Below are 24,225 nucleotides of genomic sequence, written 5' to 3'. Positions count from 1 at the left end.
TTAATGTTTATGCTTCGGATAGCACATAAAATATTTGGTAACTGGTTTTGATAAAGCTTCTAAGTTAAACTGATCAGTAGCTTTTACAATATCAACAATTTTTCTAGATTTGTATAAAACATTGATATTCTGCTTATTTAGATGATATGCTTGGTTTGAAATAGCTCCTTCAAATATAAAATAACGTGCTTCTTCATTCGAAATTTTATATTTTTCCTTAAATTTCTTTATATGCTCTTCTTTCTTTTTTTCCTGAAAAGGCTTCTTTTTAATTTTAATTTTCAAAAGATCACGATCTATAATCATTAAAGATAATGTGCTCAAAACAAAATCATCTGAAGTAGACCATTCTTTCATTGCAGAAACAATATCATAATCATCTAGCCTCGAAAATGTATGTAACACTTCAGAAGTAAAGTTCTCTGATGTAATTTTATTTTTTAAGAAAAAAGTTAAAGGTTCACTCGCTCTTAGCTCCACTCCTTTATCAACAAGCTCCTTTGCTCTTTTTAAAACTCTAATTAATAAACTCTCTGCAACAAGACTCGTTTTATGAAGATATACTTGCCAATACATCAAACGTCTTGCAAGTAAAAACTTCTCAACAGAATAAATTCCTTTTTCTTCTACTACTAAGGCATCATCTACTACAGTTAACATAGTGATTAAACGCTCACTATTAATATTACCCTCTGCTACACCAGTATAAAAGCTATCTCTTTTTAAATAATCCAAACGATCCATATCCAATTGTCCAGAAATCAATTGATGTAAAAAATTCCGATGATACTCTCCTTTGAAAATTTTTATTGCAAGCGTTAAACTACCGTTAAATTCTTCGTTAATTTCCTCCATAAACATCAAGGAAATTGACTCATGATTTACCTCATTTACGATACTATGCTCCATCGCATGAGAAAAAGGACCATGACCAATATCATGTAATAAAATTGCTGCATATAACGCTACTTCTTCATCTTCAGAAATGCTAATCCCCTTAAAACGAAGAACTCTCACCGCTTTTTGCATAAGATGCATACAACCTAATGCATGATGAAATCGAGTATGATGAGCACCAGGATATACTAGATACGATAACCCCATCTGCGATATGCGACGTAACCTTTGAAAATACCTATGCTCTATTAGATCAAAAATTAGTTCATTCGGTATCGTAATAAAACCGTAAATTGGGTCGTTTAATATTTTGAGCTTATTTCTTTTTTTCAAGTTCATTTTGCCTTTACGGAAGCAAATATACATATATGACAATCATATACGTATATTTCTAAATGAATTTAAGAGAATCAAGTTTACTATTTGGGGGCAAATAAGCATTCTCACAAGTCAACACATAATTAAAATTAAAACTAAATGAGTAAAATAAAGATACTTTGGGTAGATGATGAAATTGATTTACTTAAACCACATATATTGTTTTTGGAAAAGAAAAACTATGAAGTAACAAAATGTCAAAGTGGTACAGAAGCCATTGATATATTGGATGAAGATAACTTTGATATCATTTTTTTAGATGAAAACATGCCTGGACTTTCTGGAATAGAAACACTATCTGAAATCAAAGAAAAAGAAGATGGTATCCCTGTAGTCATGATCACTAAAAGTGAAGAAGAATATATTATGGAGGAAGCTATTGGTAGTAAAATTGCTGATTACCTTATTAAGCCCGTAAATCCCAATCAAATTCTTTTAAGTCTGAAGAAAAACTTAGACAATTCGCGTTTAGTATCAGAAAAAACCACTGCCAATTATCAACAAGAATTTAGAAAAATAGCGATGGATATGGCGATGGTAAATTCTTTTGAAGAGTGGTCAGAATTATATCAAAGATTAATCTATTGGGAATTACAACTTGAAAACATAGAAGATACTGGGATGTTTGAGATCCTTGAATCTCAAAAAGTAGAAGCTAATTCACAGTTTTGCAAATTTATAGATAAGAATTACCCAGATTGGTTTAGCGGAAGTAATGATGCCCCCGTAATGTCGCATACATTATTTAAGGAAAAAGTAGTCCCTGAAATAAGTAAAGATCAACCGACCTTATTGGTTGTCATTGATAATTTACGTTATGATCAATGGAAAGCTTTTGAACCAACGATAAACAACTATTACAAAAAAGAACAAGAAGATTCTTATTTTAGTATTTTGCCTACAGCAACTCAATATGCCAGAAACTCTATCTTTTCTGGGCTTATGCCTTCTGAAATGAAAAAGAAACATCCAGATTTATGGCTTGACGATACCGACGAAGGAGGAAAAAACATGAATGAAAATGAGTTTTTAACAGCCCAGCTACAACGATTGGGACTTAATATCAAACATGAGTATTATAAAATCACAAATGAAAGATCTGGTAAAACTTTAGCTGCAAATTTTAAAGGGTTAAAGGATAATGATCTAACGGTAGTTGTTTACAACTTTGTAGATATGCTCTCTCATAGTAAAACCGAAATGGAGGTTATTAAAGAATTAGCATCAAATGATAAATCCTATAGATCACTTACGCAAAGCTGGTTCAAAAATTCGCCTTTACTAGAAATGATTCAACAAGCACAGCAATTAGGTTTTAAACTTCTTATAACTACAGACCATGGTACTATAAATGTAAAAAATCCATCAAGAGTTATTGGTGATAAAAATACGAGTCTTAATTTAAGGTACAAGACAGGAAAAAGTCTTACTTATGAAAAAAAGGAAGTTCTGGAAGCTATAAACCCAAAAGATATTCATCTACCTTCTATTAACATGAGTAGTTCGTTTATTTTTGCAAAAGGAGACTATTTTTTTGCATACCCAAACAACTATAACCACTATGTAAGTTATTATAGGAACACTTATCAACATGGAGGAGTTTCTCTAGAAGAAATGATTATTCCTTTTATTGTTTTAAATCCAAGATAAATACAGAATTTAAGCAAATTTCATTTAGCTAAAGTATATTTGTAGTTATTATTTCTAAAGTTAAATTTATCAACATAATAATGACGTTAGTATACACTCTAGAAGATTTACCTGATGTAGCCAAGAAACTAATTTCGAATATCAAACATAAAATTGTCTTGTTTGATGCTTCTATGGGGACTGGAAAAACTACTTTAATCAAAGAGATTTGTAAACAATTAGGCGTACAAGATGTTATTTCTAGTCCGACCTACTCTTTGGTAAACGAATATAAAAGTAACAATGGACTGATATATCATTTTGATTTTTACAGAATAGAAAATGAAGAAGAAGCTTATCATATTGGGTTTGAAGAATATTTAGATTCTGATGCATGGGTATTTATAGAGTGGCCCGATAAAATTGCTAATTTACTTCCAGAAAATATATCAAAAATTAAGATTGATTTACTTGAAAATCAAAAAAGGAGTTTGTCTTATAATTGAATACATTTTTGCTTGTTAAATTTTAAATATTTGCTCCAACTTGCTTTCTTGAGTTTTTTATTCGTAATTTGAGTTAAAGAATTTCACGCAAATGAGTACACCTAAATCTCCTTTTACAAAAGAGCAATTGCTACCACAGGAGGAAATGATCGAAGTAGCACGCAAAAAAGGAAAACTATTTATAGGTATCCCAAAAGAAACTCACTATCAAGAGAAACGTGTTTGTCTTACTCCTGATGCTGTTGCTGCATTGACAGCTCATGGTCATAGAGTTTTATTAGAAACTAATGCCGGAATTGGTGCTAGTTTTTCTGATAGAGATTATAGCGAAGCTGGAGCTGAAATCACTAATGACAGAACAAAAGTGTTTGGTTGCCCTATTATTCTTAAGGTAGAACCACCATCTTTGGAAGAACTAGAGCATATAAATCCACAAACTGTATTAATCTCTGCTTTACAGCTTAAAACTCAATCAAAAGACTATTTTCAAGAACTTGCAAAAAAAAGAATCACAGCATTAGGTTTTGAATTTATTCGTGATGCAGATGGAGCATATCCAGCCGTTAGGGCATTAAGCGAAATCGCAGGAACTGCTGCAGTTTTAATCGCGTCAGAATTAATGAACAGCGTTTCTACTCAAGGCTCTGGATTAATGATGGGAAATATTAGTGGTGTACCTCCTGTAGAAGTTGTAATTGTGGGAGCAGGTACTGTTGGTGAATTTGCTGCACGTTCTGCAATTGGTCTAGGAGCTAACGTCAAAATCTTTGATAACTCCATAACTAAACTACGTTGTATACAGACTAACATAGGGAGACCTTTATTTACTTCTACTATTCAACCCAAAAACTTACTCAAAGCATTACGTCGTTGTGATGTAGTAATTGGAGCTGTAAGAGGAAAGAACAGAGCTCCAATAATTGTTACCGAAACTATGGTAGAACGTATGAAACCAGGCTCAGTAATAATTGATGTTAGTATTGATATGGGAGGATGTTTTGAAACCAGTGAGATCACATCACATGATCATCCTACTTTTCAAAAACATGGAGTAGTTCATTATTGTGTTCCTAATATCCCTTCTCGTTATGCAAGAACGTCATCTTTATCAATAAGCAATATTTTCACACCTTATCTATTGCAAATAGGAGATGAAGGCGGAATAGAAAATGCTGTACGCTTTGATAGAGGATTAAAAAATGGGCTGTATTTCTATCACGGAATTTTAACCAGCAAACCCATAGCAGACTGGTTTGATCTTTCATATCGCGATATCAACTTACTCATTTTATAAAATGTCCTATTACATTTTTTTTACTTAAAACTAGTCTTGTTTTTATATCTAAGAATTCCAAAATTTACTTACTTTTGGCGTCATAATATTGCTTTTTATTTATGAAACTAGCGCAGCGGTTATTTTATTACTTAGGTGGATTTGCTATAGGTCTTATACTTTTATTTTTCTTTTTGGGAGGAAAAAATGCTTCTTGTGACTATGGTCCTTCTGCCAGAGTTCTTAAAAATATTAGAATTAAAAAACGAGCTTTTTCTAATGAAGCAATAAACAATATGAAAACCTATCAAATTGATACTGCTGATATATCTCTCCTTTTAGCAAAAGGCAATGTTGATTTTTCTAAGAGTAACACAAAATTAGACTCCTGTAGAACATATTTCATTGAAGGTTCTATTAAAGAACAAAACATACATATGCTAGTTGAAAATTGTGACTCAATAGCAAAGATTAATGTCCTTAACAAAAGTAATTAAGTAACAATACTTTTTACTTTTAATATAGAAAATGTAAAAACTCTCTATACTGACCGGTATTTATTCTATAAAATCACCAATAAAAACACCTCCGTTTTTACTTACGTTTATAAAATACAAATCAAATAGTTGTGAAATAGAATCTCTACCTCCCTTAGAAAACCAATACATTGAATCACCTAAAGAAAAACCAGCTCCAGAAGATATTTCCGAAGAAATAGAACTTCCTCCATAGGAAGAAAATATAATCAATAACTAAAAATATAAAAAAGGTTATAGTACGATATTTAATATTTTTTCTGCAACCGTTCTAAAATATCATAAAGCGAATCAGATATTATAATTTAATTTTCATCGCCCAAAATTGAAAAGTCTCATTTCCTATGGTAAAATTATGTTCTCCAGCAACTTGATACCCTTTATTTTTATAAAAAGATACGGCTTGTTCTTTTTTCTTTAAATTTGATAACCACAAATAGGTATATGATAGATCTATAGCGGCCTCTATCATTTGTTGATGCAATTTACTTCCTATACCTTGACCTTCATATCCCTGCAAAAGATATATCCGTTGAAGTTTACATACATTTTGATCCTTTATAAATTCTGATGGAGAATTTAATTTCAATTTACCATAACCTATTGGTTTTAAGCTTTCAACATCTTCTACAAGCCAATATAAATTATCAGGATTAGCCAAACTTTTTTCTATTTTATCCAATGAAAATGCTATGTTCAGATATTCTGTTATAGTATTTCGTTTATCAAAAAACTGCCCATAAGACTGATCAAAAGTCTTTGCTCCTAAATAAGAAATACTCTTTGCATCTTTAACATTAGCCCTTCTTATATCAATCATAACATTATCTTTTAGCAGGTTCAACATCTATAAACATGTTTAAAATTTCATTAAAAGATTCTTTATCTACGGGTTTGTAAACTACCCTTTCTCCTATAGGATATTTTTCTACACAATTCCCAGTAATACAATTAACAGGGCGTGTTGGTCTTTTTTCAAAACCACCTCCACAATTTGGACATACATTAAATAAAATATTCTCTACGCAATCTTTACAGAAAGTACACTCAAAAGAACAAATCATTGCATCTACACTATGATTTGGTAGATCCCTATTACAATTTTCACAAGTGGGTCTTACTTCAAGCATATTATTCTTGTTTTATCTATTTTGGTTTATATAATCAAGTACTTCTTTTGGTTCTTTAACTCCTTCTTGTAGATTATCATCAGAAATAGCATTATTAGCAATTTGTCTTAAAGGAACTACACCTGCCCATATTGGTAATTTATAATCCTCTGCTTCATCTACCACTCCTTCTGCCCTAACCTTTGCTGAAGCTGTTTTAATACTCAATTCTAAAACTAAAGTAGCATTAAACTCCTTTTCATTGGGCTGTCTTACATTATCCCAATGACCAGAGACCATATGATTTAAAATACATGCAAGTGCATCCATTTTTTCTTTTGGATTTTCGACTTTACGTACCTCTCCAAATACATTTACCGATCTATAATTTGCTGAATGATGAAAAGCAGACCTTGCCAAAACCAAGCCATCCAGATGCGTTACTGAAAGACTCGCCTCACCAACATCTAATAAATTTAGCATCATTCGATTCTTGAGAGATCCATGAATATAAATTTTATCTTCTTTTCTTCCATAAGCAGTAGGAATTACTATAGCTTGACCTTTAAACACATAACCGACATGGCACAAAAATGTATCATCTAAGATTTCATTTATAGTACTTATGTCATATATCGCTCTCTTAGGGCCTCTAACTACTTTATTAAGTTCTGATATTGAATAATCTGCCATAATATATTTTTATTTCACGTTCAAAAATAATAGCTTTATGGTACATTAAAACAACCCAGTTTACAAATATTTAATAGTCCAGTATTGTTTCCTTTTAAAAATAATATCATTCTTGATCGTAATATTAATCGAAATCTATATCTACAATTATGTGATCAAATTATTGGCTTTATAAAATCAGGAAAACTACCTCCATCCACCAAATTACCAGGGTCACGAAAATTAGCTGAAAACCTATCTATACATCGTAAAACCGTTATAGCTTCTTATGAAGAGCTTATTTCTCAGGGATGGATAGAAACCATACCCGCAAGAGGAACATTTGTCAGCAGTATATTACCTATCGTTAATCCGTTAGGCTTTGATCGATCTTTTGCCGAGATAAAAACAAAAGACAAAAGCGGATTTACTTTTTCTAAGCGTACTCATTTGGTGCGAAAATTAAGTATTTCAAACACAGAGCAAACATTAAAAATAGACGATGGAAGCCCTGACCATAGATTAGCTCCGATAGACGAAATAGCAAAAATATACCGAAACATTAGCAAAAAAATGTACAATAAGGATTTATTGACTTATGGATCTATCTATGGAAATATCGAATTAAGAAAAGCCTTAATGTACTATCTAAATCAAACTCGCGGGTTAGATATCAAAATTGACAATATTTTAATTACTCGAGGTAGTCAGATGGGAATTTATCTTGCCGGCCAACTATTACTTTCAAATAAAAATCGAGTTATTGTTGGTTCTACTAATTACATAACAGCTGATAATACATTTATAGAATCAGGAGGAATTATAGAACGAGTTCCTGTTGACGAAGAAGGTTTGGATACCAAGTGTATTGAAAAACTATGTAAATCCAAAGAAATAAAAGCAGTCTATGTAACTTCTCATCATCATCATCCAACAACCGTAACTCTTTCTGCCAAAAGACGTATGCATTTATTACAATTGGCTCAACACTATAATTTTGCTATAATAGAAGATGATTATGATTATGATTTTCATTACAGTAATGCTCCTATTTTACCTCTTGCCAGTAATGACAACAAAGGCAATGTTATTTATATTGGAGGATTTACCAAAATTATCGCTCCAGCTATGAGAATTGGATATCTGATAGCTTCAAAAGATTTTATTGATGAGGCCGCAAGTTTGAGACGCATTATTGATCGTCAAGGAGATCAGTTACTCGAACAAACAATAGCACAAATGATTACTTCGGGGGATGTACAACGTCATTCTAACAAAGTGCTCAAAATATATAAAACGAGACGTGACTTGTTCTGCTCTTTATTAAAAGAAAAACTAAATCCTTATTTTGATTTTAGAATTCCTAATGGAGGTATGGCGGTTTGGACAAAACTTAACAAGTCTTATCATTGGGATGATATATATAGAGAAGCTAAAAAACTTCACTTAGAACTCAACCCTAATTGGCGACGTTATGACAATAATAACTCCAATCATAATGGAGTTCGAATGGGTTTTGCCGCATTAAACGAAGATGAGATTAGAGAAGTTATCAATAGACTAGAAAAAGTCATGAACTGCATAAATTCATGATTTTTATTCTATTAAAGAAAAGTAAAAACAAACTCTTTCAGCACGTAAAAATATCTTTTTTGACTTCTTTTTTACGGTAGAACCTCTAAACAAAACCACCCAAAACCTTAATTCTTTGTGAAATTCAAAAAAACAAACACAACACACTTAAAAACAAACCTTTAACCATTTATTTTTTTACTTTCTGCATCAAAAAAACACAATTTTAAGAGTGCAACAAATCATTTGTGGCATGTTTCTAATCATATGTAATCCATTTGTATAAAATCATTCCGAACATTTACATCATTAACCAATTTAGTAGTTTTTTAAGTTAATTTTTAATAAAATTGAATTATATAGATTAAAAAAACATGAAATATTCAAAATGATTCCTAAATCATTTTTTAAAACTCTTCATGGCTCGCAATTTTTAAAATTTTCACTTTTCAAACTTATTCATTTGGTTAAAAGAGTTCTTTATCACTCAGGGAGCTCATTCGACAACTTTTAATTGGAAACAAAAGTTAGCGGTTATTGTGCAGTATTATTTATAACCAAATAAAAAAACTAACCAGGCGAATAATACTTCATAAGCAACCGAGACATATTTAAGTAAGGGATACTTTATTAAATTTTTCACATTTCAACAATTAATTATGAAAGAACTATTTTTTAATTTATCCAGAAAACGTTTGATTCTGGGGCTACTCACAGCACTGATGGGAATCTATCAAGTCTATGCACAACAAACGATAACCGGTAAGGTTGTTGGAGAAGACGATGTAGGTATTCCTGGAGTAAATGTTTTAGTTAAAGGTACTACTACAGGTCAAATTACTGATTTTGACGGTAATTTTAGTATTTCTGCTACAGAAAATGATGTTATTACCATTTCATATTTAGGGTTTATTACTCAAAATATAACGGTAGGTAATCAAACAACAATCAACGTAAAACTTCTAGCTGATACCCAAGCTTTAGATGAGATTGTGGTTATTGGGTATGGAACGGCAAGAAAAAGTGATCTTACAGGTTCTGTTTCACAAGTTTCTGCAAAATCTTTTGAAGATCAACCTCTAGCACGTCTGGAAGAAGCTTTACAAGGTAGAGCCGCAGGAGTTACAGTTGCAAAAGCAAACGGAGCGCCAGGGGCAGCTATTAAAGTAAGAATTAGAGGAGCTAACTCTATTAACCGAAGTAATGACCCTCTAGTTGTTATCGATGGTTTTATTGGTGGTGACTTAAGTACATTAAACCCTAATGATATTGCATCGATAGATGTATTAAAAGATGCTTCTGCAACAGCAGTTTATGGATCACGAGGATCTAATGGAGTTGTTTTGGTAAGTACTAAAAAAGGTAAAGGCGTTACAAAAGTAGATGTTGATTTTTTTACGACAATATCTACAGTACCAGATTTAATACCTACTTTGGGGGCAGCTGATTTTGCTAGAATTGAAAATTCAAGAAGAATCCGAGGCGGTGGATCTGCAATTTTCACAGATCAAGAAATAGCTGGTTTTGCGGCTAATGGAGGAACAAATTATCAAGATGAGATATTTCAAACTGCAATAAGTCAAAACTTACAACTATCTGCAAGTGGATCTGAAGGAAAGATTGGATATTTTATATCTGGTAATTATGTCAATCAAGAAGGTGTCGTAATTAATACTAATTATGAACGATATTCATTACGTTCTAACGTTAACGCAAACATCTCTGACAAGTTTAAAATTGGGTTTAATATATTTGGTAGTAGAACCACTACAATAAATGATTTAAATCAATTTGGTCGATTTCAAGGAAGTGTAGTGTTAAATGCTTTATCCTGGGACCCTACTACTCCAATCTTTGATGAAAATGGAAATTACAATAATGTTTCTGAAAGAAATTTGGCATCCCTTAACTATAATCCAGTTGCAAACCTAACACTGGCCAATGTTGAAAATATAAGAGACAGAATTGACGCCAATATCAACCTAAGTTATGATATATTAGAAAATCTTAACTATACTCTAATAGCAGGAGCAACAACTTTTAACGGGTCCAATGAAAGTTACAGAACATTTAGAGCTGACCCTCCAACGGCTGGTTTTGGAGACAATAAAAATACGACTCATCAGATCAGTAATATTCTTACCTGGAGCAAAGAATTTGGTCAACACAATGTAAAGGCTACCGGAGTCTATGAATTTTCTGGGATACAGAATCGTTTTAATGGATATAATGCTGCTCGTCTTTTTGTTCCTGGTGGATTCTATTTTGCAGAAACTGCTCCTGGATCTGGCCAATCTGTTTTTAATAATTTTTCAGAAAGAAGTATTCAATCTCTAATGGCCCGTGGTGAATATATTTATAATAATGCCTTATTTGTCACAGGAACAATTCGTATGGATGAGTCTTCAGTATTCCGATCAGAAAACAGAAGAGGATATTTTCCTTCTGTAGCTTTAGCATATTCATTTGATAATATGACATTTATAGAAAATAGTAATGTTTTTAGCAGTCTTAAACTAAGAGCTGGTTGGGGACAAGTAGGTAACGAAAACATAGACCCTTACACTACTTTTCCTAATGTACAAAATGCAAATTTTTCATTCAATGGATCAGATTCTACACCTGGTGTAGCACCTAACAGTTTTGGTAACCCTGATCTAAAATGGGAAACCACAACACAGACCAATATTGGTATAGATTTAGGTTTTTTAAACGGGAGAGCAAACCTGTCTATAGATGCCTACCAAAAAAACACAACAGATCTACTCCTTGATGACCCTGTAATCCCTTCTAACGGTGGTAATGTAACAATTTCAAAAAACATTGGAGAAGTAGAAAATAAAGGAATTGATGTTGCTATTTCTGCAGATGTAATCAATACAGATAATTTTAACTGGAATACCAATTTTAATCTATCCCATATTAAAAATGAAGTAACTGATTTAGGTGGTCGTGATGAAATTCAAGGAACTTTTGGTAGTATCGATGGGCAAGGTAGAACCTGGAACATTATACAAGTAGGGCAACCTTTAGGGCAATTTAATGGAGCTACTTTTTTAGGAACCTGGAAAACATCTGAAGCAGCTGAAGCGGCAACATTTGGAAGAGCACCAGGGGACGCCAGATATCTTAGAGATGAAAATGGAGATATTGTATTTAGTGCTATTGGTAACGGTACACCTACATTAACGTGGGGTTTTAACAATACTATTACTTATAAAAACTGGGATCTAAATATATTCTTTCAAGGAGTACACGGTTTTGATATCTTAAATGCTGTACAAGGTGTAATCGTTGGTAACACTGGAAATCAAAGAAGTTTTTTAGCTCCAGAACAATTAAATCAATGGACACCGCAAAATGAAACAGATATTCCCGCAGGAGGACCGAATGAAGCCGGATCAACACGCTATATAGAAAAAGGGGATTTTATCAGACTTAGCAATCTTACTTTAGGATACACATTAAAAGATGTAAAACATTTAAATGCCAATGTTAAGCTGTATATAACAGGACAGAATTTATTCTTAATCACAGATTATTCTGGATATGACCCTGAGCTCACATCTGTCCCGGCAGATGATAATGCAGGAAATAAAAGTGTAGATGTAGCAGCAGGTATAAATGCAGGAGCCTACCCAAATCCAAGATCATTCATTTTTGGAGTAAAAGTAGGGTTTTAACACAAAAAACAAATTTTATGAAAACAACATATAATAAAAAAATAAAAAGCAAAATAAGATATTTATTATCAGTAGTGATAATAACATCTATTTTTCAAAGTTGTGCAGATTTGGATGAAGATCCAACAATAGCACAACTAGCTCCGGGTGCATATTCTAAAATTCAAGAATTAGAACTAGGAGTTACCGGAGTTCATGCTAGATTAAATGATGCTTCCTGGATGACCACTTTTTATGCTCCTTTCTGGGCTGGAGATGATATTACTACTCATTTTGGAAGTAACAAAGCTGAATTTAGAGAATTTGATCAACGTCAAGTTTCTCAAGCAAACTCTAGAGTTAAAAATAATTGGGAAGCGATTTACAGAACAATTCGTGCTGCAAATACTGTTTTATCTAATAACGAAGGACTTATTCTTACTGACCCCGGTGAAATAGAAACTCAAACTCGGTTAATTGCAGAAGTTTACTTTTTAAGAGGGGTAATGTTTTTTCATTTAGCCAGAATTCATGGACAAATACCTTTACCACTCGTTCCTGATCCAGATCAACAATTAGGTCTATCAGATCAGGTAACCGTTTATGAGCAAATCGAATCTGATCTCTTAGCAGCAGAAAGTGGATTACCAGATGTATACCCTGGAGTTAATGCAGGAGCCCCCAGACCCAACAGCGGTTCTGCGAGAGCATTATTAGCCAGATTATATTTGGATTGGGCAGGTTTTCCTGTTAAAGACAATGCAAAGTATGCAGAAGCTGCTACAAGTGCAAAACAAGTTATCGATAACAGTGCTGCACACAATTTTGCTCTACTAGATGACCTCGAGGATTTATGGACCTTAGCAAATGTATTTAATAGCGAGTCTGTATGGACAATACCTTATTGCAAGAGTTGTGGTCAGCCTAATCGTAAATTTGGAAAACTAGGTAATCCTTCAGACTTAGCTGGTTGGCAAGAAACTTTTGCTGAAATTCGATTTTTTGAAGATTTCCCAGAAGGCCCCAGAAAAGAAGCAACATATAGAACAGAGCATGATTGGGAAAACTTTAATGATCAACCAACTCCTGTTTTCAAGAAAATTGTAGGTCCTATTGAAGATAATTTGGCTCCTGACTTTCAAACGGATCGAAATGATTTCTTTATACGATATGCAGAAGTATTATTGATATATGCAGAAGCTTCTGCTCGATCAGGCAATATCACTACAGAGGCATGGGAAGCATTAAATATGATTCGAAGAAGAGCCGAAGGGTTACCGTTTAATACTCCAAATGCAGGAGTAGATGTAACTACAGGTGATCTGGCAGAATTAGCGTTTACAGAGAGAAAATGGGAATTTGCAGGAGAATATTTACGTTGGAATGATCTGGTAAGAATGGAACGCGTCGAACAAGCACTCTCCAATAGAGCTCCTCAAACTTCTATGAATAGTAGTGGTGAATTATTACCAGAATTCAACCCTATTAAAGGTTCTTTGGGTACTGATAATTACTTTGCCCCTATTCCGCAAAGAGAAATCGACCTTAATCCAAGTGTTAATAACTAGATGAAAAAAGGTTAAACAAACTGAATTAATTATTTTTAAACACAACGGTGAAGTTTTAACCGGTTTTACCGTTGTGTATTTTACAACAACCATTATAAATCAGGCTGAAGATACTACTACACTATGAAAATTTTGGATATAAAATTGTACTCATCAAAATATTTAAGAACTATAGCTCTGATGGGAGTAATTTGTCTTTTCTATACCTCTTGTTCAGAATCAGAAAACAATTCTATATCAAAAGAAAATACAGAAACAAAAAAACTCTTTACTTCTATTCTTCCTGATCAATCTGGTATTGATTTTGAAAATACATTAACAGAAACTTTAGAGTCTAATTATTATCAATATATGTATACTTATATTGGAGGAGGTGTTGCCTCAGCAGACTTTAATAATGATGGACTAATAGATTTATTTTTTATTTCAAATACATCTGACAACAAACTTTATATAAATAAAGGGAATTTTAAATTTGAAGATATTACCAAAACATCCGGTATAGAAAAAAGAAAAGGATTTGATACCGGGGTAACTATAGCCGATGTAAATAATGATGGTTTTCTGGACATCTATATCTCTCGTGGAGGGTGGCAAGATGAAAATAATGCATTTGCCAATATGCTTTATATTAATAACGGTCCATCTACAAGCTCAGGACAAATAACTTTTACTGAAAAAGCTGAAGAACTTGGGTTAGCTGATGCAAATAGAACAATACAAGCTACATTTTTTGATTATGACAATGACAATGATCTTGATGTATACATTTCTAATACTCCTGATATCACTAGTAGAGCTAAAGTAATCGATCTTAATGCTGTACAAAAAGATTCTAAAACACTTACCCTTAAAGGGTGCGACAGGTTATATAACAATGATGGAACAGGTCATTTTACTGATGTTTCTGAGAAAGCAGGGCTTCTATACGACATTGGGTTTGGTCTAAATCCACAAGTAGGAGATCTTAATAATGATGGTTGGCAAGATATATACGTTTGCAATGATTTTAATGTCCCCGATTTGGTGTACATCAATAATACCGATGGCACATTTACAGAGTCTAAAGACAAACTATTTAAACATATGTCATTTAATAGCATGGGGAGTGATATTGCAGATATCAATAACGATGAGTTGATGGATATTATGACTTTAGACATGAATCCTGAGGATTATGTACGATCCAAAACCACTATGGCGATGACTTCTATAGCAAAATTTGAAGCGATGACAAAGAATGGATATCACCATCAATATATGCATAATATGCTTCAGCTTAATAACGGTAATTCCACCTTTAGTGAGATAGCAAATATGGCCGGTATGGCAAATACTGATTGGAGTTGGTCTATATTATCTGCCGATTTTGACCTAGATGGTTATAACGATATCTATGTTACTAATGGTGTATATAGAGATGTTATTGACCGAGATAAGAATAATGAAATCCTTCAGATATTAAGAAACAATAATAGAAAACCATCTCCAGAAGATTTTTTAAAATTTGCTCAGATGTTACCTCAGCAAAAACTAACAAATTATTTTTTTAAAAACAATGGAGATCATACTTTTGAAAACACTTCAGCAAAATGGGCAGATAGCATACCCACATTTTCAAATGGTGCAACTTATGCAGATCTAGATAACGATGGAGATCTTGATATAGTAGTCAATAATATAAATGATAAAGCTACAGTACTTAAAAATAACGCTATACAAACAAAAACCGGTAGTTTTCTTAAAGTTGAGTTACAAGGGCCAGAAAAAAATAAATTTGGAGTCGGTACAACAGTAAAACTTCATTTCATAAACAACAACAAACAATCTCGTCAACTTATAAATACAAGAGGTTTTTTATCTTCTGTTTCAAATGTTTTACATTTCGGCTTTCAAAAAAATGACTCTATTGCAAAAATCGATATCCTTTGGCCAGATGGAAAACAACAAGAAATTGTAAGTGCAAATGCAAATCAGACCATCAAAGTGAATTATATAGATGCATCACTTATAAAAGAAAACAATACTTCACCCGAAAAGATAGCTAACACTACACTTTTTAGTAAAATAGCATCTAGTTATAATCATACAGAACAACCATTTAATGATTATGATTTACAGATATTGCTACCTCATAAACTTTCTCAAACCGGACCAGCAATAGCAAAAAGCGACGTCAATAATGATGGATTAGAAGATATTTATATCGGTGGAGCTCATAAACAACCCGGTACTCTTTTAATCGGACAAAAGAACAATCGTTTTAAGCATATACCTGTAAAAGATTTTGTAAGCGATAAACAAAGAGAAGATGTCGGAGCTTCATTTTTTGATGCTGACAATGATGGAGATCAAGACCTTTATGTTGTGAGTGGGAGTTATGAGTTTAGTAAGAACCCTAAATTATTACAGGACAGATTATATTTAAATGATGGCCATGGAAATTTTTCAAAAACAACGCAAGCACTTCCAGAAGTAATAACCGCCGGATCTGTTGTCGTTCCAGCTGATTATGATAACGATGGAGATATTGATTTATTCGTTGGAGGACGTGTTATACCAGGAAAATATCCATATTCACCTATAAGTTATTTATTGATTAATACCAAAGGTACATTTAGTCGTGCAACACAAGAATTAGCTCCAGAACTGGAACAAATAGGAATGGTCACTGATGCTGTATGGACAGATATTAATGGAGATAACGCCTTAGATTTAATAGTCACTGGAGAATGGATGGGAATTGAAATCTTTATCAACACAAAAAATAAACTTTTAAAAAGTACTCAGTATAAAACCCTGTCAACTACAACGGGTTGGTGGAATACTGTATTAGTTTCAGATGTTGACAATGATGGAGATCAAGATATTATAGCAGGAAACCTGGGAACAAACTATAAATTTCATGCCTCTAAAGAAAAGCCTTTTCATGTATATACTCATGATTTTGATTTTAATGGAAATGAAGATATCATTTTGGCAAAATATTATAATGATAAAAAAGTTCCTGTAAGAGGAAAAGTATGTACTGCACAACAAATTCCACATTTAGCGAGGAAAATTCCAACATATAATGAATTTGCAAATGGTGATCTCAATAGTATCCTGGGGAAAGGTCTAGAATCTGCTTTGCACTATGAAGCTGTAGAATTTCGTTCGGGCATATTTTTGAATAAAGGAGATAACAATTATACCTTCTCCCCTTTTCCTCAACAAGTTCAACAGTCTCCGATTAATAGTATTTTGTTTGATGATTTTGATGGAGATGGAATAAAGGATTTGGTCTTAGCTGGCAATAATTACCAGTCAGAGGTAGAAACTACTAGAGCAGATGCAGGAATTGGTTCTTTTTTAAAAGGTGATAGTAAAGGTGAATTTTCTCTTCTTTCAAATTTGAAGTCTGGTTTTTTTGCTGATAAAGACGTTAGGCATATGGTATCCATTAAAACAGCAAGAGGTAAGTTGATTATAGTAGCAAATAACAATGATTCAATTGATATATTCAAAAATGAATTATAATTATGAATGCTTTGTAGAGAACATACTAAAAACATTTATTTTCTCTAACCAAAGTATTAAGATAAATCCTAAAGTGTAAGCGATCATATCAAACCACGAAAAAGAACTTCCAATAATAATTCTGGCTAATTTTGATTCTTGTAGTCCTAAAATAATAACTATTTGAAAGTATTGCATGATTTCGACGAGATAGCAAAATAAAAGCACACCTATTGCTACTGTTTTTGGATGGATATCAAAAAAACTTCTAACTCCATAGTACAAAAGAAGCACAACAAGTGTATCTCCAAAATAAGGTCGAATAATAGCATCATCTATATACATCGCAATACATACTTCTATTAAAAACACAAGAATTGTTAAAGCAAAGTATTTTTTATGAAATCTAAACATCATACATTTTATTTTTTTGGGATCATTCAATATCCAAATCATACTTCATTAATAACCCTTGTAAACCTAAAGCACTAAATTTTGCATTTTTAAGCATATTAGATTCTGGATTAATGTTATAATTCTTAGCCGATCTAAAATCTGTTTTACTTGCAATGGTCCTTTCAAATAAAGCTTCTGCTAAATCACAGTTTGCAAATACAGAACCTGTAAGGTTAGTTTCTGTAAAATCAGCTCTTTTGAGGTTACAACTTCTAAATATTGTATTCTTTAGTTTAAATCCATAAAAAGAGGCATATTCGAGATTGCAATGATCTAATTCTATGGTAAATAAAAAATCATTGCACGTACTAAAGTCTACTCCCAGCATTTTACATTCTGTAAAAACTACTTCTTGAAAAGAAGTTTCTTTCATCATTACGTTATTAAAATTACAACGATCAAATTTGCATTCTAAAAAAGTAATTACAGACAGATCTGTATCAGAAAAATTACAATTAAAAAAAATACAATTGTCATATTCTCTGGCAGGTAACTTTTGTCCTGAAAAATTTTTATTGTTGAAAGTTTGATCTAGAATTGAATTGCTCATTATTTAGGCTCTTTGGGAATAATACTTTGAACTCTCAATTTATTCTCCAGGGTGGATTTTTTCTATTATCTCCACCAAAGTATAAAATAATTTGATTCCCATCTGGATCTTTCAATCTTGCCTCTCGCCAAAGCCAACGTTGATCGGTGGGTAACTGATCAAACTCAAGTCCCTCCTTACTAAGACGTTGTACTTCTGTATCTAATTTTTCGGTTTCAAAATAAACATATACCCCATCTCCTTTTGGTAATTCTTCAACTTCATGTATAGAAAATGTTGCATTACCCTCTACACATTCAAAACGCGCATAATGCGGTAGCGATTCTACAATAAGACGTAATCCTAATTTTTTATAAAATATAATTGATTTCTCTAGATCAAGAGAAGGTACAGTAATTTGATTTAAATTCATTTTCAGATAATCTCTTAAGTTTTACAAAACATAAAAATAAACTGAAAATTATAAGCCTAATACATTTTTGCCTATAACTTTCTTCGTTTCTTTTCTTGTGACAATAAATTTAACTCTCTACTTGTCTGGCCGGCAACAGATGTGTTTTCTTCTGCCCTTCGTATTAAATAGGGCATTACATCTCGTACAGGTCCAAAAGGTAAGTATTTTGCAACATTATATCCTTCTGCCGCTTGATTGAAACTTATATGATCACTCATACCATAGAGCTGGCCAAACCAAACTCTAAAATCATTTTTGTCAATATTTAGTTTTGTCATCAATTCCATAGCCTTATAACTGCTTTCTTCATTGTGCGTTCCTATAAAAACCGAAATATCATTAAGATGTTCTAGAATATAGGTCATCGTCTCGTCAAAATTTTGATCTGTATGTTCTTTATCCTTACAAATAGGTGTTGGATATCCTTTTTCTTTAGCGCGTTCATTTTCCTTTTCCATATATGCGCCTCGAACGATTTTAACTCCTATTTTAAAATCATGCACCCTTGCTTCTTCATGCAAACGTTTTAAATACTCTAGGCGATCATGTCTATATAATTGCAATGTGTTATAAACAATAGCCTTTTCCTTATTATATTTGCGCATCATTCTGGCAACCAATTCATCTGCAGCGTCCTGCATCCAACTTTCTTCTCCGTCAATTAATAGTGCTACATCGCAATCGTATGCCTTTTTACATACTTTATCAAAACGTTCCTCGATACGCTCCCATTCTTTTTCTTCTTCTGAAGTTAATGTTGTTCCTTCTGTTTTCTTCTGCCAAATTAGAAAGCGCCCAAATCCTGTAGGTTTAAATACACTAAAAGGCATGGCGTCTTTTTCATCGGCAAATTCGAGAAGTTTTAATGTTTTTTCTAGCACCGCATCAAACTGAGTTTCTTCTTCTTTTCCTTCTACAGAATAATCGAGTACAGAACATACTTTTTTAACATACATCTTATCAACTACAGATAAACAATCTTCTTCACTAACTCCACCGCAAAAATGATCAAAAACAGTGGCTCTTATCAATCCCTGAACTGGTAGATGTGCTTTTATTGCAAAATTTGTTACAGCTGTACCTATTCTAACCAAAGGTTCATTAGAAATCATTTTAAAAAGAAAATATGCTCTTTCCAGCTCTGAATCACTCTTCAAAGCAAAGGCTGTTTCTGTATTGTCGAACAAGTTATTTTGACTCATTAATAATTAATTTTTAAGAATCTTCAGTCCAGAAGATATATTACTAAAAATATGATTGATTTTCATCAATCCTTATTGCTTATTTTAGGATATCTGCAAATATAGAACTTGCGAGTTTATTTTTTTGCAAATTCTACTTAATTTCGCCTCTCATTAATTCACCCATATATGAAGCCCATAGTTTCAAAAGATTCAACCGTTTTTTTTGGTCAGGAATGTTATACTACGTTAAACAATTATTTAGAAAAAGCTAATCATTCTAAGATTTGTATTCTTGTAGATAGCAATACACACGAATATTGTTTATCATTATTTATGAGTAAAATCGAAAAAGAGTATGATATTGAAGTTATTGAAATAGAAAGCGGTGAAATTCATAAAACTATTGAAACTTGTAGTGGTATATGGAATGCACTATCAGAGTTAGGTATGGATCGCAAAAGTCTAATGATTAACCTAGGAGGTGGTGTAATTACTGATATCGGTGGTTTTATAGCTTGTACATATAAGAGGGGAATTACATATATCAATATCCCAACTTCATTATTGGCTATGGTAGATGCCTCTGTTGGTGGAAAAACAGGTGTTGACTTAGGAAATTTGAAAAATATGGTCGGAGTGATTAGTGAATCTGAAATGGTTTTAATAGATACCGAATATCTTACAACATTACCAGTTAACCAAATGTGTAGTGGATTCGCAGAAATGTTAAAACATGGACTTATACAAGATCGTCAATATTGGGAAAAAATAAGTGATTTATCACAACTGGATTTTGAAGATTTAGATCAAATGATTTATGATTCTGTTGTTATTAAAAATAAAATTGTTTTTGAAGATCCTACAGAACAAAACATTAGAAAGTACCTAAATTTCGGGCATACCCTGGGACATGCTATAGAATCGTTTTATCTAACACATCCCGAAAAAACCACACTATTACATGGAGAAGCTATAGCCATAGGGATGATAATGGAAGCATATCTTTCTACCCAGGTACTATCCTTATCTTTTAATGATCTTGAATATATTAGTCAGGTGATCTTGGCTACATTCCCAAAAATAGATATTGACCCTAATACATATCAAGACATTATGGACTTACTAATTCATGATAAAAAGAATGAAAAAGGAAATATTTATTTTGTTTTATTATCTGCAATTGGAGAAGCAAAATATAATTGCACCGCATCAGACGAACTAATACTTAAATCCTTTGGATATTATGCTTCACTCTAATTTTTAATGGCATTATAAAATTTGATTTAAAAATTTATAACATTAAGAAACTGTGAAACAGACCTTTTAAGTAGATTACGTTTTGCAATAACCTTTTTCTCTATAAATGGTATATTAATTTCTATTACAGTTCCTCTATTTCTTAACGTATCAATATACATAGTACCGCCTAATGTTTTTGTTCTCGAAGAGATATTACTTAACCCTATTCCTTTTGAGGACTTTTCCACATCAAAACCAATTCCGTCATCTTCAATGATAAGCTTAATCGTTTCATCCAGGATTGTGAATTGTAAATCTACTCTCTCTGCATATGCATGTTTAATAATATTACTCATTAATTCCTGAGTGATTCTATATAATTCGATTTTTATTGTATCCTCGAGTTGATTAAACCCAGACGGAGGAAAGAAATCATTATGTATTGCAAAAGTGCATGTCTTTGATAAATCGGTTAGATAATCGTTTATTAATTTTTCAAACGTATTATTAAGAATTTTAGGAGGGATTAAATGATGCGACAATGCACGCACCTCATTATATGTTCCATTTACATTCTTTATTATAGTTTGCAGATCAGAATCAGAAACTCCTGATAGTTTATTTAAATCCAATTTTATAGCAGCTAGATTTCCTCCTATCCCATCATGTAATTCTTTTGCTATTCTTTCTCTTTCCTTTTCTCTACCATCATGATTTGCATTTATTGCTTCTATTTCTTTTTTAGCTATTATCTTTTGTGTTTTTAATCTCTGACGATAATACATTATTGTAAAGAAAGATGCCAATAAAGCAAGGATCCCTCCTGCTATAGCTATATTTCTAAGAATAGCTTCACGTGCTAACTGTGATTTTTGAATTTTTATTTGATTATTTTGAATTTCTTTTTCTGCAATTTGCAGACTATTCTCCATATTTAATTGATCAATCAAGCTTTTTCGTTGTGCCGCTTTTAATTGAATTATATCTCGCTCTTTTCGTTCTTTTTCCAAATCTGTTTCCAGATTCACTCTATATAATTCATCTTTTTGACTATTAAATAAAATAGCTTGATATTCTTTCTCTTTTTGAAGAAGTAAAATTTCTTTTTCTTTTTTATCAGTATCGTATTTTATCTGTATATCTGCAATTTGTTTAATCTTATTGAGGCTAAAAATACTATCCTTTATTGAAGTATATTTTTTATAATATAATAATCCTTTCTCATGTTCATTTAACTTTTCATAACATTTAGATAGCCAAAAATAATTATTCTGAATTTCGGTTCGGGATTTTGTTTCAAGTGAAAGCTTTAAACTTTTCTGAAAAAAATGTTCTGACTTTTTATAATCTTCCAATTCATAATAAATCATGCCTAATCTAGTATACAATTCTATTGCAACTTTTTTCAACTTTCCTAATTCTTTATCCATTTCTAAAGCCTTATTGAGGTAAGTAAGAGCTTCAGTATTTTTACCCTGGCTACGCATACATTCTGCCATGGCATCATAATAAAGTAGAATTTGTCTAGGGCTTGTATTTTCATCAAACTCATTATAAACCTGATCCAAATATGATATAGCGGTAGTAAATTCTTTTTGTTTGACTTTGGTTCTGCCTAGATTTAAATTTGCAACCATCATTCCTGTTACCCTATTCTTTTCTTTGAAAATAGCCAGTGACTTTTTATAATTTTCTTCAGCCATCTTATAATCATTCAATAGAAAAAAAGCTTCGCCAATATTATTATAAATACCTGGTAATTCGCGTTTATCATTTGATTTTTCATAAAAAACAAGGCTTTCATACAAAAGTTCAATCCCTTTTTGATAATTACCTTGCTCTATATGTACAGCTCCCAACATACCCAGAAGACTAGCTTCATTTTCTTGATCCTCTACTTGTTTTGAGATCTCCAAAGCGTTACCAAAATACTCCAAAGACTTTTGGTAATCTCCTTTAACAATAAGAGCAGTTATCCCTAAATTGGTATATATATTAATAATGTTTTTATAATATCCATGCTTCTGGCAAACTTTTAAAGCTTCTAAATAATACTTTTGACCTTCATCATATTTACCTCTTCTACTAAAAAACAATGCTCTACGCATAGTAATACCACTAATTGCTCTGGGATTATCAATTCTTTTTGCAATTGAAAGTGCTTTTTCGTGATGTCTACTTACCTCTTCTATACTACCGTTTTGCTTAGCTATTAAATCTGCAATTTTTGCATGCAGGTTAATCTGTAGATTGTTATCATTAAGTATTTTTGCAAAGTTTAATGCTTCTTCAGCAAAAGATTTGGCTTTTTCATTTTTTCCATCATCAGAATAAATTTCAACAAGTCCATTCATACTCCAGGCAATTCCATCGGTATCATTTATTTTTTTACAAATTGTTAAACTTTTATGATAATATTCTTTAGCATTTTGGTCATCATGAGTTTTAAGGTATAATTCTCCCATATACCTATATAAGTTCGCTTCATCTTTTTCACTTTTAATCGTAGAAAAGATAGTTTTTGCAATCTCAAAATGCTTAGCAGATTCTTTATACTTACCTGTAATGATATATGCATCACCAATCAACGTATGTGCTCGTCCAATATTTACCTGATCATTTATTTTCTCACTTAATTCTATTACTCTTTCTGCATATTTAATTGTCTTTTTTTGATCTTTATTTTGGTAAACCTTAGCCAAGGCTAATAATGTAGAAGCACGATCTTCACCACTAGAATTTGCCAATCTAGAATTGAGGCTATCAATAACATTACGTTTTTGTGCTTGAATCGCAGGAAGTGAAATAGCAGATACAAAAAACAAAATAACAAAGAAATGTAGCTTAAAAATATTTTTCAAAACAATAGGGGCATTTATAGGAAGCTTAGCTAAAATAAAAAAATTGTTAACTAAAACCTAAAAACTATATTTAAAATACGGTAAACCACATTAGTGCTAAAACATTTAGAATCAAATAAAGTTAATTTAAAAAACCAATATTATTTTTAGTATTTCACTAAATTGGCAGAAATTTATATTC

At 32.0% G+C, this 24,225-nt stretch carries 19 protein-coding genes; 9 read left to right on the top strand and 10 right to left on the bottom strand.

The window, feature by feature from the left end; translation table 11 throughout:
• Positions 1–1,230, bottom strand: coding sequence for an HD domain-containing protein (locus PQF96_RS17995; RefSeq protein WP_271767683.1), 1,230 nt, complete (start codon positions 1,228–1,230; stop codon positions 1–3).
• A gap of 144 nt (positions 1,231–1,374) precedes the next feature.
• Between PQF96_RS17995 and porX the strand changes: the two genes are divergently transcribed.
• From porX to PQF96_RS17975, 4 genes are all read left to right on the top strand, one after another.
• Complete coding sequence (porX, locus tag PQF96_RS17990) at positions 1,375–2,925, top strand: T9SS response regulator signal transducer PorX (RefSeq protein WP_109437556.1); 1,551 nt, start codon at positions 1,375–1,377, stop codon at positions 2,923–2,925.
• An 80-nt stretch (positions 2,926–3,005) separates the two neighbouring features.
• The gene (gene tsaE / locus PQF96_RS17985; RefSeq protein WP_271767682.1) at positions 3,006–3,410 is read left to right on the top strand and encodes a tRNA (adenosine(37)-N6)-threonylcarbamoyltransferase complex ATPase subunit type 1 TsaE; all 405 of its coding nucleotides are present in this window, start codon (positions 3,006–3,008) and stop codon (positions 3,408–3,410) included.
• A 91-nt stretch (positions 3,411–3,501) separates the two neighbouring features.
• The gene (locus PQF96_RS17980; RefSeq protein WP_109437558.1) at positions 3,502–4,704 is read left to right on the top strand and encodes an alanine dehydrogenase; all 1,203 of its coding nucleotides are present in this window, start codon (positions 3,502–3,504) and stop codon (positions 4,702–4,704) included.
• Positions 4,705–4,805: 101 nt separating this feature from the next.
• Entirely contained in the window at positions 4,806–5,180 is a 375-nt protein-coding gene (locus PQF96_RS17975) for a DUF4258 domain-containing protein (RefSeq protein ID WP_271767681.1), read from the top strand.
• Positions 5,181–5,240: 60 nt separating this feature from the next.
• Here PQF96_RS17975 and PQF96_RS17970 read toward each other — a convergent pair whose 3' ends face one another.
• The 4 genes from PQF96_RS17970 to PQF96_RS17955 form a co-directional block, all read right to left on the bottom strand.
• Entirely contained in the window at positions 5,241–5,432 is a 192-nt protein-coding gene (locus PQF96_RS17970; protein WP_271767680.1) for a hypothetical protein, read from the bottom strand.
• Between the two features lie 85 nt (positions 5,433–5,517).
• A complete protein-coding gene (locus PQF96_RS17965; protein ID WP_271767679.1) occupies positions 5,518–6,039 on the bottom strand; it encodes a GNAT family N-acetyltransferase in 522 nt (173 codons plus the stop codon).
• 4 nt (positions 6,040–6,043) lie between these two features.
• A complete protein-coding gene (locus PQF96_RS17960) occupies positions 6,044–6,349 on the bottom strand; it encodes a DUF1272 domain-containing protein (protein ID WP_271767678.1) in 306 nt (101 codons plus the stop codon).
• A 12-nt stretch (positions 6,350–6,361) separates the two neighbouring features.
• Complete coding sequence (locus tag PQF96_RS17955; protein WP_271767677.1) at positions 6,362–7,021, bottom strand: pyridoxamine 5'-phosphate oxidase family protein; 660 nt, start codon at positions 7,019–7,021, stop codon at positions 6,362–6,364.
• A gap of 84 nt (positions 7,022–7,105) precedes the next feature.
• Here PQF96_RS17955 and pdxR point away from each other — a divergent pair, with 84 nt between their 5' ends.
• The 4 genes from pdxR to PQF96_RS17935 all read left to right on the top strand — a co-directional run bounded on the left by pdxR (position 7,106) and on the right by PQF96_RS17935 (position 17,321).
• Positions 7,106–8,593, top strand: coding sequence for a MocR-like pyridoxine biosynthesis transcription factor PdxR (pdxR, locus tag PQF96_RS17950; RefSeq protein WP_271767676.1), 1,488 nt, complete (start codon positions 7,106–7,108; stop codon positions 8,591–8,593).
• Positions 8,594–9,231: 638 nt separating this feature from the next.
• On the top strand, positions 9,232–12,255 hold the full coding sequence (locus PQF96_RS17945) for a SusC/RagA family TonB-linked outer membrane protein (RefSeq protein WP_271767675.1): 3,024 nt from the start codon (positions 9,232–9,234) through the stop codon (positions 12,253–12,255).
• Positions 12,256–12,272: 17 nt separating this feature from the next.
• Positions 12,273–13,802 (top strand): RagB/SusD family nutrient uptake outer membrane protein, encoded by a 1,530-nt coding sequence (locus tag PQF96_RS17940; RefSeq protein WP_271767674.1) that lies wholly within the window; start codon positions 12,273–12,275, stop codon positions 13,800–13,802.
• 180 nt (positions 13,803–13,982) lie between these two features.
• On the top strand, positions 13,983–17,321 hold the full coding sequence (locus PQF96_RS17935; protein ID WP_271767673.1) for a VCBS repeat-containing protein: 3,339 nt from the start codon (positions 13,983–13,985) through the stop codon (positions 17,319–17,321).
• Here PQF96_RS17935 and PQF96_RS17930 read toward each other — a convergent pair whose 3' ends face one another.
• From PQF96_RS17930 to PQF96_RS17915, 4 genes are all read right to left on the bottom strand, one after another.
• Positions 17,322–17,717, bottom strand: a complete 396-nt coding sequence (locus tag PQF96_RS17930; protein WP_271767672.1) for a ribosomal maturation YjgA family protein — start codon at positions 17,715–17,717, stop codon at positions 17,322–17,324.
• A 19-nt stretch (positions 17,718–17,736) separates the two neighbouring features.
• Positions 17,737–18,306 carry a pentapeptide repeat-containing protein gene (locus PQF96_RS17925; RefSeq protein ID WP_271767671.1) on the bottom strand — a complete coding sequence of 190 codons (570 nt, stop codon included), beginning with the start codon at positions 18,304–18,306 and terminating at the stop codon, positions 17,737–17,739.
• Positions 18,307–18,340: 34 nt separating this feature from the next.
• The gene (locus PQF96_RS17920; protein ID WP_109437568.1) at positions 18,341–18,718 is read right to left on the bottom strand and encodes a VOC family protein; all 378 of its coding nucleotides are present in this window, start codon (positions 18,716–18,718) and stop codon (positions 18,341–18,343) included.
• Positions 18,719–18,789: 71 nt separating this feature from the next.
• Positions 18,790–19,962: a proline dehydrogenase family protein gene (locus tag PQF96_RS17915; protein WP_109437569.1), complete on the bottom strand. Its 1,173-nt coding sequence runs from the start codon at positions 19,960–19,962 to the stop codon at positions 18,790–18,792.
• A 168-nt stretch (positions 19,963–20,130) separates the two neighbouring features.
• Here PQF96_RS17915 and aroB point away from each other — a divergent pair, with 168 nt between their 5' ends.
• Complete coding sequence (aroB, locus tag PQF96_RS17910) at positions 20,131–21,201, top strand: 3-dehydroquinate synthase (RefSeq protein WP_109437570.1); 1,071 nt, start codon at positions 20,131–20,133, stop codon at positions 21,199–21,201.
• A 26-nt stretch (positions 21,202–21,227) separates the two neighbouring features.
• On the opposite strand, the gene PQF96_RS17905 is transcribed toward aroB, so the two are convergent.
• Complete coding sequence (locus PQF96_RS17905; protein WP_160114267.1) at positions 21,228–24,044, bottom strand: tetratricopeptide repeat-containing sensor histidine kinase; 2,817 nt, start codon at positions 24,042–24,044, stop codon at positions 21,228–21,230.
• Between the last annotated feature and the right edge of the window lie 181 nt (positions 24,045–24,225).

This window comes from Aquimarina algiphila, assembly GCF_947494415.1.
Classification (GTDB): domain Bacteria; phylum Bacteroidota; class Bacteroidia; order Flavobacteriales; family Flavobacteriaceae; genus Aquimarina; species Aquimarina algiphila.
This window is presented reverse-complemented; position numbering and strand designations above follow the sequence as displayed.